The sequence below is a fragment of the Pseudomonas helleri genome (assembly GCF_001043025.1).
Taxonomy (GTDB): domain Bacteria; phylum Pseudomonadota; class Gammaproteobacteria; order Pseudomonadales; family Pseudomonadaceae; genus Aquipseudomonas; species Aquipseudomonas helleri.
In genome coordinates, this window is record NZ_JYLD01000004.1 from 215636 (window position 1) to 228332 (window position 12697).

11 protein-coding genes are annotated in these 12697 nt (G+C 59.8%); 7 read left to right on the forward strand and 4 right to left on the reverse strand.

Annotated features, from left to right (window positions below):
• Positions 1 to 7: 7 nt before the first annotated feature.
• The 3 genes from TU84_RS08610 to greB are packed head-to-tail and all read left to right on the forward strand — an operon-like array spanning position 8 to position 3727.
• On the forward strand, positions 8 to 691 hold the full coding sequence (locus tag TU84_RS08610; RefSeq protein WP_048368628.1) for an ABC transporter ATP-binding protein: 684 nt from the start codon (positions 8 to 10) through the stop codon (positions 689 to 691).
• Positions 691 to 3195, forward strand: coding sequence for an ABC transporter permease (locus TU84_RS08615; protein ID WP_048368629.1), 2505 nt, complete (start codon positions 691 to 693; stop codon positions 3193 to 3195). Before TU84_RS08610 ends, TU84_RS08615 begins: the two co-directional genes overlap by 1 nt.
• Before the next feature lie 34 nt (positions 3196 to 3229).
• Entirely contained in the window at positions 3230 to 3727 is a 498-nt protein-coding gene (gene greB, locus TU84_RS08620; protein WP_048368630.1) for a transcription elongation factor GreB, read from the forward strand.
• Positions 3728 to 4210: 483 nt separating this feature from the next.
• Here greB and TU84_RS08625 read toward each other — a convergent pair whose 3' ends face one another.
• Positions 4211 to 4519, reverse strand: a complete 309-nt coding sequence (locus TU84_RS08625) for a hypothetical protein (protein WP_048368631.1) — start codon at positions 4517 to 4519, stop codon at positions 4211 to 4213.
• A gap of 331 nt (positions 4520 to 4850) precedes the next feature.
• On the opposite strand from TU84_RS08625, the gene TU84_RS08630 reads away from it, so the two are divergent.
• Entirely contained in the window at positions 4851 to 6527 is a 1677-nt protein-coding gene (locus TU84_RS08630; RefSeq protein ID WP_048368632.1) for an acid phosphatase, read from the forward strand.
• A 79-nt stretch (positions 6528 to 6606) separates the two neighbouring features.
• Here TU84_RS08630 and TU84_RS08635 read toward each other — a convergent pair whose 3' ends face one another.
• Complete coding sequence (locus tag TU84_RS08635; RefSeq protein ID WP_048368633.1) at positions 6607 to 7041, reverse strand: DoxX family protein; 435 nt, start codon at positions 7039 to 7041, stop codon at positions 6607 to 6609.
• Between the two features lie 100 nt (positions 7042 to 7141).
• A complete protein-coding gene (locus tag TU84_RS08640) occupies positions 7142 to 8560 on the reverse strand; it encodes an MltF family protein (RefSeq protein ID WP_048368634.1) in 1419 nt (472 codons plus the stop codon).
• A gap of 237 nt (positions 8561 to 8797) precedes the next feature.
• Here TU84_RS08640 and TU84_RS08645 point away from each other — a divergent pair, with 237 nt between their 5' ends.
• From TU84_RS08645 to TU84_RS08655, 3 genes are all read left to right on the forward strand, one after another.
• Positions 8798 to 9607, forward strand: coding sequence for a TatD family hydrolase (locus tag TU84_RS08645; RefSeq protein ID WP_048368635.1), 810 nt, complete (start codon positions 8798 to 8800; stop codon positions 9605 to 9607).
• 165 nt (positions 9608 to 9772) lie between these two features.
• Positions 9773 to 11254: a methyl-accepting chemotaxis protein gene (locus tag TU84_RS08650; protein WP_048368636.1), complete on the forward strand. Its 1482-nt coding sequence runs from the start codon at positions 9773 to 9775 to the stop codon at positions 11252 to 11254.
• 100 nt (positions 11255 to 11354) lie between these two features.
• Complete coding sequence (locus tag TU84_RS08655) at positions 11355 to 11621, forward strand: DUF3040 domain-containing protein (RefSeq protein WP_048368801.1); 267 nt, start codon at positions 11355 to 11357, stop codon at positions 11619 to 11621.
• Here the strand turns inward: TU84_RS08655 and TU84_RS08660 are convergent.
• Positions 11618 to 12415, reverse strand: coding sequence for an acyl-CoA thioesterase (locus TU84_RS08660; protein WP_048368637.1), 798 nt, complete (start codon positions 12413 to 12415; stop codon positions 11618 to 11620). The genes TU84_RS08655 and TU84_RS08660 overlap by 4 nt on opposite strands.
• Between the last annotated feature and the right edge of the window lie 282 nt (positions 12416 to 12697).

Below are 12697 nucleotides of genomic sequence, written 5' to 3' on the forward strand. Positions count from 1 at the left end.
ATTCTCCATGGGCGAAAGTATTCTCACCGCGCAGAACCTTAGCAAAGTGGTTCTCAGCGCGGAAGGCGAGTTAACCATCCTGCACCCCTTAAGCCTGGAACTGCGCAAAGGCGACAGCCTGGCCATCGTCGGCGCTTCCGGCTCGGGCAAATCCACCCTGCTCGGCTTGCTCGCAGGCCTGGACCTGCCCAGCCAGGGTGAAGTCATTCTGGCCGGGCATGCACTCAGCACCCTCGATGAAGATCAGCGTGCCCGCGTGCGCGCCGAACACGTTGGCTTCGTGTTCCAGTCATTCCAACTGCTCGACAGCCTCAACGCACTGGAAAACGTCATGTTGCCGCTGGAGCTCGATGGCCGCAAAGACGCCCGCGAACAGGCGCGGCATTTGCTTGAACGGGTCGGCCTGGGCCAGCGCCTGAGCCATTCACCGCGCCAGTTGTCTGGCGGCGAGCAGCAACGCGTTGCCATAGCACGGGCCTTTGCCGCCAACCCGGACGTGCTGTTTGCCGACGAACCGACAGGTAACCTCGACAGCCACACCGGCGAGCGCATTACCGAGCTGCTGTTTGAGCTGAACAAAGAACAGGGCACCACACTGGTACTGGTGACCCATGACGAACGTCTGGCCCATCGCTGCCGACGCCTGATCCGTCTTGACGCCGGCCATCTGGTTGGCCCTCTGGAGCCTTGATGGCACGTTTGCCGCTGGTCCGTCTGCTCAGCCTCGCCCTGCGCCAACTCCTGCGTGATGCACGCGCCGGTGAGTTGCGCGTGCTGTTTTTTGCCGTACTGGTGGCCGTCGCTGCCAGCACCGCCATCGGTTACTTCGGCGCTCGCCTCAACGGCGCGATGGTTTTGCGCGCCACCGAGTTCCTGGGGGCCGACCTGGTGCTCGAAGGCAGCTCACCGGCCCGCGAAGAGCAAATCCGCGTGGGCAACGAACTGGGGCTCAAACACGCGCAAATCGTCGAGTTTTCCAGCGTAATTGCCACAGACAACGGCATTCAGCTGTCCAGCATCAAAGCCGCCGATGACGCATACCCCCTGCGCGGCCAACTCAAAAGCGCCGCCCAGCCTTACGGCGAAGAACAGCCCGGCGGCGGGCCAAAGTCCGGACAGGCCTGGGTTGAGCCGCGACTGCTGACTGCATTGGATCTCAAGGTCGGTGACGACATTGATGTCGGCTCAAAAACCGTCAAGATCACCCGTGTTCTGACCTACGAACCCGACCGTGCCGGTAATTTTTACAGCCTGACCCCGCGGGTCCTGATCAATCTGGATGACCTGCAAGCGACCGGCATCGTACAACCCGGCAGCCGGGTCAGCTTTCGCGAGCTGTGGCGCGGCGAAGCACCGGCACTACAGTCCTACCGTGACGTCATCCAACCGGGCCTTGAAGCCAACCAGCGCTTGCTCGACGGGCGTGATGGCAACCAGCAAATCGGCGGCGCACTCGGCAAGGCCGAACGCTATCTGAACATGGCCAGCCTGGTAGCGGTGTTGCTCGCCGGGGTGGCGGTTGCCCTGTCTGCAACCCGTTTTGCCAATCGGCGCTTTGATGCCAGCGCGCTGCTGCGCTGCCTGGGCTTGTCCCGCCGCGAAACACTCTGGCTGTTCAGCCTGCAACTGGCGATGCTCGGGCTGCTGGCCAGCGTGACCGGAGCCCTGCTCGGCTGGCTGGCGCAACTGGGGTTGTTCGCCTTGCTGCACGACTTGCTCCCGACCGATGTACCGCCCGGCGGCGTAATGCCCGCACTGGCCGGCATGGGCACCGGGCTGGTCGCACTGGCCGGTTTCGCTCTGCCGCCGCTGGCCGCCCTGGGCCGTGTGCCGCCGCTGCGCGTTTTGCGCCGTGACATTCTGCCGATCCCGGCCAGCACCTGGACGGTGTACGGAGCCGCCTTGCTGGCGCTGGGCCTGATCATGTGGCGCATGAGCCTGGACCTGGTGCTGACCTTCGCCCTGCTCGGCGGCGGGGTGATTGCCGCACTGATACTCGGCGGCCTGTTACTGCTGGGCCTCAAGGGCCTTCGTCGTGGGCTGGCCCGCGCCTCCCTGCCTTGGCGTCTGGGCTTGGGCCAACTGCTGCGCCAGCCTCTGGCCGCAGCCGGACAGGCTCTGGCGTTTGGCTTGATCCTGCTGTCGATGGCGCTGATTGCCTTGTTGCGCGGCGAACTGCTCGACACCTGGCAAAACCAGTTGCCCAAAGATGCACCCAACTACTTTGCACTGAATATCTTGCCCACCGACAAGGACGCCTTTGGTGCCCGCCTGCACGAACTCCAGGCCCAGGCTGCGCCGATCTACCCGGTGGTGCCCGGACGCTTGATCAGCATCAATGGCGAGCCGGTGCAAGAGATCGTCACCAAAGACTCCAGCGGCGACAAAGCCGTACAGCGCGACCTGAGCCTGACTTGGGCCGCCGACCTGCCTGAAGGCAATGAACTGACCGCAGGTCAGTGGTGGTCAGCGCAACCGCCACAGGGTGTGCCTGGGGTGTCGGTTGAAGCCAAAGTGGCCGAAAGCCTGAAACTCAAGCTGGGCGACCATCTGGTGTTTACGGTTGCCGGGGTCAACCGTGAGGCGCAAGTCACCAGTTTGCGCAGCATTAACTGGGACAACTTCCAGCCCAACTTCTTCATGATCTTCCAGCCCGGCACCCTGCAGGACTTGCCGACCACCTACCTCACCAGTTTTTACCTGGCCCCGGGTCACGACACGCAAATCATTGAGCTGTCGCGCAGCTTCCCGGCGGTGACCATCCTGCCGATTGATGCCTTGCTCGAACAGCTGCGCAGCATTTTGGCGCAAGTCACAATTGCCATTGAGTACGTACTGTTGTTCGTTCTGGCGGCGGGGATGACAGTGCTGTTTTCCGGTCTGCAATCCACCCTCGACGAGCGCATCCGCCAAGGTGCCTTGCTGCGGGCATTGGGAGCCGAACGCCAACTGCTGATCAAGGCCCGGCGCATCGAGTTCGGCTTGCTCGGTGCCACCAGCGGCTTGCTCGCGGCGCTGGGCGCAGAACTGGTCAGCCTGGTGCTGTACCGCTATGCCTTTGACCTGCCCTGGCATCCGCACCCATGGCTGTTGCTGCTGCCGGTGCTCGGCGCCGTAATGGTTGGCGGCGCCGGGGTGTTTGGTACCCGCCGCGCACTCAATGCCAGCCCGCTGACAGTGCTGCGCGAGGGCTGATAGACTCGCGCCCTTCTCTGCCAACGGATTGACCATGAGCCGCTACCGTCCTCCCCGCCCTGCTGGCACCGCGCTGATCACCCCGGAAGGTGAAGCGCGGATGCGCGCCGAACTGCATGAGCTGTGGCATGTGCGCAGGCCACAGGTCACGCAATCGGTCAGTGAAGCAGCAGCACAAGGCGATCGCTCGGAAAACGCTGAATACACTTATGGCAAAAAGATGCTGCGCGAGATCGACAGCCGCGTGCGTTTTCTTACCAAACGCCTTGAAAGCCTGAAAGTGGTCAGCGAAAAACCTGGCGACCCGAACAAAGTGTATTTCGGCGCCTGGGTCACGATTGAAGATGAAGACGGCAAACAGTCGCGCTACCGCATCGTCGGCCCCGATGAGCTGGACCTTAAACAAGGCCTGATCAGCATCGACTCACCCCTGGCCCGCGCCTTGATAGGCAAAGCGCTGGGTGCCGAAGTTCGGGTACAAACCCCCACCGGCGAACAGTACGTGTATATCGTGGCTATTGAGTACCCCTGACTAACAACGCCACTGTTTATCCGGGGCGTTTCTTACAAACAGCGTGGCTGTTGTCTCATTGAGCGTTAAGCCCCCACCACTAAACTGAGGACTACAAACCACTTACATTATTTTAATGGAATAAATTAATGACACTTTTAACCCGCATTTTTGCAGCACTCTCATTGAGTGTGCTCGCCACTACCGCAGCAATAGCCCAAACGCCAGCGTCCGCAAGTGCAAACAGCTCCGACTGGACTGAGGCTGACGTAAAACGGCTACCTGGCAAGGGGCCACATCTCTACAGGGGCTGTATTACCAAGTTCAGTGGTTACCCGATTCCAGTACTACCGTTTCGTTCGACTTACTCGACGGCAGAAGAGCTAATGGCCAACACAACTTTTAAACAATGCGTTAAGTTTGGATGGTCGTCTTATCACCAGTTTGAAACATGATCCGTTTCAGCTTTGCCTGTTAAACAAAGCTGATGGGCGACCCTGTTCATTAACGCAAAGTAATCAAACCCTGGCGGGACACGCGGATAAGGTTGCGAATGACCAGCTCGGCATTTTCGGCTGAAGGCGACTGAATCACTGCCAGGTCAAAACTGTCGGCGGCAAAACGCGTCAGCTCGTCGTCGACCTCAACAAACTGAATCAAAAACGCTGAAGTTTGCCCTTTGCGACGCGGCCAGCCGTCCAGATAACGCAGCAGCGTTGGCTGATGTTTACCGCCCAGGAGGATTTTTGGGTTGCGCGAAGTCTGATTGGCCGTGATCGGCGCCAGACGAACGAAAGGACGTGGTTGAATCATGTATCGGTTCTCCGCCTCAAGGTTCTGCGTGGCAGGTGAGAGGCAACACCGAACCAGCGCTTTAGCGGTATTTCGAGCGTCTTTTGACACCCTGGCGCCCCGCAAGTAGCTGTTTAAATCGGCGCAAGAAACATCCTAGATAAAGCCGCTTACAACTGTCAAGAATCATATGCCACGAAAACCCTGCCCCAGACGCCCCCATGAATTCATGCACGCTTAGATGAAGAATGCGCCTGCACCTGGTTGAATTCGATTAATTGAAACCCCGCCGTCATAATCCCTTGTTACGCTGCCGCCGAAAATGTTTTGTAACAGTTAACAGGACCCCGTAATGAGCGACGAAAAAGACAAGGACACTCAACTCCCTGCCGATGCCAGCCGCCGTCGCTTCCTCGCCGGTGCAGCCGCGCTGGGCGTAGGTGCGGCGACCTTGAACGTGTATGCAAACACCCCGCACGACACCCCCGTCGCGGCTGAACCGCTAACCCCGACCGAACTGGACAAAAAGCTCCACGAGCAGGTGAAAACCATCGTGGTGATTTACGCCGAGAACCGCAGTTTCAATAACTTGTTCGCCAACTTCCCCGGTGTCGAAAAGCCCTTGTCGGCGCTCAAACCAGCTGACTATCAGCAGCGCGACCGCGATGGCAGCCTGCTCAACACCCTGCCACCGGCCTGGGGCGGCGTCTTGCAGGTAGGCCCGCAAACGGTTGACGGTGTCACGTATCCGCAAGGGGTGCAGTTCCAGGAAAACCTGCCCAACGCACCATTCGCCCTCAAAGGCCCGAACCAGGAAGACCTGCCGTTGAGCTTGGTGACCCGTGACCTGTGGCACGTGTTTTATCAAAACCAGATGCAAATCAACGACGGCAAAAATGACCAGTTTGTGGCCTGGGGCGACTCCGGTGGTTTGCCCATGGGCCACTACGCGCAGTCGCAATACTCCCTGCGTTTGTGGGATGTCGCCCGTGAGTTTGTGCTGTGTGACAACTTCTTCCAGGGCGCTTTTGGCGGCTCGTTCCTCAACCACCAGTACTTGATCAGCGCCGCCGTGCCGGTTTACCCGGACGCCGCCAACTCTGTAGCCAAAAGTCAGATCGCCACGCTGGAAGGTGACGACCCTAAAGGCACGCGCCTCAAGCCGCTGGAAAAATCGCCCCAAAGCGCCATGACCGGCGCCCCGCAATTTGGCCCCAGCGCGATCACACCTGACGGCTACGCGGTCAACACCATGGCCCCGCCCTACTGGCCGACCTGGATTCGTGACCCCGAGCGCCCGGACTACTCCAAGCCCGACCTGCCCAGCGTGCTGGTGCCGCAAAACCATGAACACATTGGCGACAAACTGAGTAAAAAGAACATCGACTGGGCCTGGTACGCCGGTGCCTGGCAAGCCACGCTCGACGAGTACAAAGACTCCGGCGGTATCCCCAAGATCCCGAACTTCCAGTACCATCACCAGCCATTCAACTACTTCACCCGCCAAGGCCCGGAACACCCGGCTGAACGCAGCAAGCGCCTGCGTGATGGCGGCCTGGGCGACGAAAGCAGCAGCAACCGCTTCCTCGCCGATGCCGAAGCCGGCAAGCTGCCAGCCGTTACGTTCTACAAACCTCAGGGCAACCTAAACCTGCACGCCGGTTATGCCGACGTGGCGGCGGGCGACCGGCACCTGGACCGCGTGCTCAAAGTGCTGCGCAACAGCCCGCAATGGGAAAACATGGTTATCGTGCTGACTGTGGACGAGAACGGCGGCTGGTGGGACCACGTTGCGCCGCCCAAGGGCGATCGCTGGGGCCCGGGTACACGCATCCCGGCGTTGGTGGTGTCACCGTTCGCGCGCAAAGGCACGGTCGACCACACGGTATATGACACGGCGTCGGTCCTGCGCTTGATCACCCGCGTGCACAAACTGGAAACCCTCGACGGCCTTAAACACCGTGACGATGCCATGAAAGTCCGCGGTCAAACGCCCATGGGCGATATGACCAACGCGCTAATGTTCTGAAACTGACCCGCCAGAAACAAAAAATCCGCAGCCCTTGCACCGGGCTGCGGATTTTTTATGGCCTGCGAGAAGCTCGCGATTAGCCCGCGATGGCCCGATCAGCCGAGAGTTTGCCAGCACCTTCAATCAACACTGCCAGCGTGCCGCCGAGCAAGGCCAGGGCAAACTCATAGCCGTTGTTGGCCATAAACAGCCCGTTGTGAATATGCACCGAGAAAATGGCCACCAGCAAAGTGAACGACAAGCCCAAGGCCGCCGGGCGTGCCAGCAAACCGATAATCAAGGCCAGCCCGCCAAAGAACTCAGTCCCGCCCGACAACAGTGCCATCAAGATGCCCGGTGCCAGACCGATGCTTTCCATCCATTGTGCGGTGCCCGCCAGGCCGCCCCCACCAAACCAGCCAAAGAGTTTTTGCGAGCCGTGGGCCGCAAAGATGATGCCGACAAACACCCTCAAGACGGTCAAACCGTAGCCGGCACGGGTAGCGAGAACAGTCTGGATCAATTTGCTCATGGTGCGTTCCTTCAAATCAGGTGGGGAATGGACGCCATATTAATCAGTTTTTATCATGTTAAAAGTCGAATAAACCCCGCATTACAATCGAATTATTCGATTACTTGCGAGAGGCTACCCGCCCTGCTGCCGGCTCCAAAGAGTCGCGCTCGCGGTCGAATGCCAAATAGTATTTATTCACGCTATTAACATAGCTGACGGCGCTCATGCCCATCTGTTCCATGGCAATACGTTCTACCTGAAAAAACCATTGATTTGGGTTCAAGCCCCGTCGCTTGGCCTCCGCCCGCATGGCCTGCACCCGCTCAGGGCCCATGTTGTAAGCCGCCAGCACAAAGGCCATGCGCTCACGTTCATTGAGTTTGGGGCTAGAAAAAAATTTACGGCGGATCATCGATAAGTACTTGGCACCGGCCTGCACATTGTTATCGACATTTTTGATGTCATTGACCCCAACCCGCTGTGCCGCCGAAGGGGTAATTTGCAGCAGCCCCGTCGCGCCACCCGAACCGCGTGCACCGGGGTCCAGGGCCGACTCTTTAAAAGCCAGCGCGGCCAGGTTCAGCCAGTCCATGCCCTGTTGCCGTGCATGTTTTTGCAGCACCGGTCGCAGTTTTTCGAGTTTTTGCCGGTCCGTTTTGGCCAACGGGTAATGCACCCGGTACAAACCACGGTAAACCTTCTCAAACGCCAGATCCTGATTGGACGGGGCTTTATAACTGGCCAGGAATTTATCGACACTGGCGTGCAACATGGCGGCATCGCGGCGTACAAACCAGCGCATCGCAGCCGGCTCGCTGATCAGCACCTGGCGGTCAAAGCGCAGCTTGGGCATCAGCGTGGCCCAACGCTCGGCAATCGGCTTTTCGACAATGGTCAGATGAAAGATCCCGGCCTGCACCATCTCCAGCACATCCTCCACCGCCAGGCTCGGGTCGACCCACTCCACCTTCACCGGGGGCAATTTGCGCAGCGCGAGCTTTTGATTGATCAGGCTGATGGACTCACCGGCCGCGCTGCCTGTGGTCAATGCCACTGTGCGCCCGGACAGTTGCTCAAACCGGGTAAAACGCCGCTCGCCCTTCTTCCCCACCAGCAACAACGGCACCCGATCGACCACAGGATCACTCGGGCTCACCGCATGGCTGGGCTTGACGTCCAGCAACTCCCCCGGCGCCATCAAGTCGCCTTCGCCACGCATGAGCGCACCGAGTAACTGATCTTTGGCCTTGGGAATGATCTTGAGGGTAATTTCGTGCCCGTCGCGGGCGCTGGCATTCAGGTATTGCTCGAAAGCGCGCAGGCGATGGTATTCAACACCGATATCCTGGCCCTGCACTTCGCCGGAGCTGTTGCGGCTTTGATTCACCAACACGCGCAACACCTGACTGCTGCGAATCTGCGCCAGATCGCGGACCTGGCTTGACTGCCCGACTTGCAGTGGCCCAGCCAATCGCGCCACTGCCGGGAGCGGCAACAGCAACAGGCACAGCGCAATCAATAACGTAGGTCTCGTCATCCGTTCTCCGGAAAGAATACAGTCCCGCGCCGCATCGGATTACCCGACAATCGGTCACCCCATTGGGGGAATTTCAGCGCTGGAAACAGAGCGCAATACAGCCAATGCACCCTGAAATGAAAAAGGCATTGCGTTGTTGCGGCATTCAAAGACAACCATAACCGTCTGTAGTTCTTGGTTTTTCTTATAAAACTACAGCTCTGATATGCTTCACGGCCTGTGGCCTGAGGTAGAACCATGCAACTCATCGATATCGGCGTCAACCTGACCAACTCCAGTTTCGACGGTAAGCACCAAGCCGTGCTGGACCGTGCGTACGCTGCTGGCGTCGCCCAACTGGTCCTCACCGGCACCAGCGTTGAAGGCAGCGAACAGGCCTTGCAACTGTGCCGCGAGCTGGACGAAAACGGCCAACGGCTGTTCGCCACCGCGGGTATTCACCCGCATTCGGCCAGCGACTGGAACGGCGACAGCGCCCAGCGTCTGCGGGCCTTGCTCAAGGAGGTCAACGTGCGGGCTGTGGGCGAATGCGGGCTGGACTTCAACCGCGACTTCTCGCCGCGTGCACAACAAGAGAAAGTGCTGGAAGAGCACTTGGCGCTGGCCGTGGAGCTGCAACTGCCGGTCTTCCTGCACGAGCGCGACGCCAACCAGCGTCTGCTGGAAATCCTGCGCAACTACCGCGACCACCTGCCGGCAGCGGTTGTGCACTGTTTTACCGGCGAGCAGCGGGCATTGTTCAGCTATCTCGACCTGGACCTGCATATCGGCATTACCGGCTGGATTTGTGACGAGCGCCGCGGTACTCACCTGCATCCGCTGGTCCGCGACATCCCGCGTGGCCGCTTGATGCTTGAGAGCGATGCGCCGTACCTGCTGCCGCGCACCTTGCGCCCCAAGCCCAAAAGTGGCCGCAACGAACCGGCCTACCTGCCTGAAGTGCTGCGCGAAGTGGCCGTGCACCGCGCCGAGTCCGAACACGACCTCGCCGCCCACACCACCGCCTGCGCCCGGGCGTTCTTCGGGTTGCCGGTGCTGGACGCATAACCGCAATCTGTAGGAGCGAGCTTGCCTCGCGATCTTTTGATCTTGCTAATCCGGGTCCGCCTTATGCCAGACGGCTTGACCCACATCAACATTGTCTTCATAAAGTAGCGGCACAATGATGGCACCTTGCCAATACTGTGTTCGCCACATCAGAGAAGACCTTCCATGGGTGCTTGGCTTAGCAACATCTCGCTTAAATACAAATTCTGGGCTGTGAATGCGGTGGCTTTTGTCACCACGTTGCTGCTGGTGCTGTACGCCGTGCAACTCGAACAGCAATCACGCAGCAACGCCGCCCACGCCAATGCCAAGGCTCAGGCGCACCTGCTCAGCGTGTGGCCGGCCAATCAGCCACTCCCCGAAGCCCAAGCCCTGCTGCCACTGGCGCCCAACGCCGTGCCGACCGTCAACGGTCTGCCGTTGCCGCAATTGAGCGACGCCAACGGCTGGGTATCGCTCAATCACATGCCTTTGTTCGGGCAAAACCCGCTGTCCGGGGCCGAGGTGGTCAGCCGCGAGAATGGTCAGAAGGTCGCCGTGCTGGCCTACGCGCCCAGCCTGGCCCAAGTGTTCGTCGAGCGTTTGCCCAATTATGCGGCGGCCGTTCTGGTGCTGATGCTGGCCATGCTCTGCGCTTCTCAATTGTTGATTCGTTTTCTGCTCAGCCAGCTCAACACCCTCAAAGATGTGATGCTGCATGTCGAAAAAACCGGCGATTTGTCTGCCCGTGTGCCGTTGGCCTGCAACGATGAGGTCGGCCAGATGGCCAGCGCCTTCAATGCCATGCAGGCCGGTTATCAGCGGGTGGTCAACACCGTGGCAGACACCGCCGCGCAACTGGATGCCGGGGCCGCGCGCCTGGCCAGCAGCATGAACGAAGTGCAACACGGCATGCTCGGCCAGCAAAGCGAGACGGACCAGGCCGCCACAGCCATCAATGAAATGACTGCCACGGTCCATCACATCGCCCAGCACGCGGGCGCCACCCGTGATTTGTCGCAAACCGCCGACGACCTGGCCGGCAGCGGGCAACAAGTGGTCAGCCGCGTGCAAACCTCCATTGCCAACCTCTCCGATGGCGTGCAAAAAACCGCCGAGATGATTCAGCAACTGGCCCAGGACAGCCAGCAGATCAATAGCGTGGTCAGCGTGATCCACAGCATCGCTGAACAAACCAACCTACTGGCGCTCAACGCCGCCATCGAAGCCGCCCGTGCGGGCGACATGGGCCGTGGCTTTGCCGTGGTGGCCGACGAAGTGCGGCACTTGGCCAAGCGCGTGCAAACCTCCACTGACGAAATCACCACGATGGTTTCAGCCTTGCAGGCCGGCACCCGGGATGCCGTGGACTTTATGCAAGAGAGCTCGTTCAAGGCCGACGATTGCGTACAGCAGGCTCAGGAGGCAGGCGCAGCCTTGGCCGAGATCACCCACGCGGTGGCGCAAATGCGCGAAAGCAATACGCAAATCGCGGTCGCGGCCGAGCAGCAAAGCCAAGTGGCCGAAGAGATGAACCGCGCCGTGGTCAGCATCCGCGATGTCACTGAAGACACCGTGCAACAAACCGTCGATTCGGCCACCACCAGCAATCAGTTGGCGACCCTGGCCGGTGAGCTGAACCGGGCCATTGGTCAGTTAAAGCTATAAGGCCTATAGCCAGAGTTGATTCGCCGTTCGCCCGGCTCGCCCCTATTCTTGGCTCATCCGGTTCAGACAAGACTGAACCCTTGAACCAAGGAGAGAAATCATGGGCAAACGTCATCCTGATCTACCCGCCTGGCAATGGCGCTCTAACCCACAAAGCACCCACAGTGCCAGCCATCAGGCGCTGAGCCTGCTGGCTGTGGCGATGATGGTGTTGGCGTTCCTGCTGTTGGCTACCGGCGTGTTCAGCAACAACGCCTCAAGCGCGGTGATTGGCCTGGTGGCGCTGTTTGCCGGCATGGCCATTCAGCGCCAGAGCCGCCAGCTGGATGCCAAGGCTCAGCAAGCACAGCGCAGCAAAACGTTTTAACCGAAGATGGCGACGGTCTGGCGACTGATTGCAATCAGCTCGCCATTGGGCGCCCACAGATTGGCTGCCACATGGCCGTAGCCGTCACGGGCGTGTTCGATCACTGCCAGGTATTTGCACCAGTCCAGGGTGTTGGCGTCGGGCAGCGGCTGCACAAACTCCACCGTCCAGGTCAGCGTGCTGCCCGCCGTGGGTTTGTTGAGCAACGGCAACAACGCCGGAGGCCAGGTGTCGATCAACGCCAGCAGGTGGGTTTCTGTGAGCGGCTGCTCTGCCACCTCACCGGCAAAACGCACCCAACCGCCCATTTCACGTGTGCCACGCCCTGTGAACGGAATGGCGCCCACGGCAAACGCCATCGACAAGTGCCGCATGAACTCCGGGGTCACCCCTTTGATATAGGGCAATAACGGGCATTGCTCGGGGGATTTCATGTCAGGGGCAGGCAAGCTGTCTACCTTCACCGCAGACTCGCGGGCACCACCAAAACTGCCTTGCACCAGTGTCACCACCTGGCCGTTTTGCACGGCCCGGCCCAGCACCTGGCTCACTGCCTTGCCTTCGCGCAGCACCTCGACTTCGAAACTCACCGGCACACCCGGTTCGGCGGGCCCGACAAACGTCACCGCCAATGAGCGCAACGCCCGCTCGCTGGACACTTGAGCGCGCATGGCTTCGTACTGCAACGCCACCATCAGCCCACCAAAACTGGCCCGCCCCTGCCCCCAATCTTCAGTGATGGTCACATCCAGGGGGTTTTTACGTACAGCGTCGACCAATTCAGAAAACTGCATACACACCTCAACGCTGAACAATAGGCCGTGATACTACTGACCCGCCCGCCTCGGCACAGCGCCTATATGCGCCAAATCATCTGCTGAAAGAGCACTTTCCCCCTGTAGGAGCGAGCTTGCCTCGCGATCTTTTGATCTTTAAAAGATCAGGCCGTGATACTACTGACCCGCCCGCCTCGGCACAGCGCCTATATGCGCCAAATCATCTGCTGAAAGAGCACTTTCCCCCTGTAGGAGCGAGCTTGCCTCGCGATCTTTTGATCTTTAAAAGATCGCGAGGCA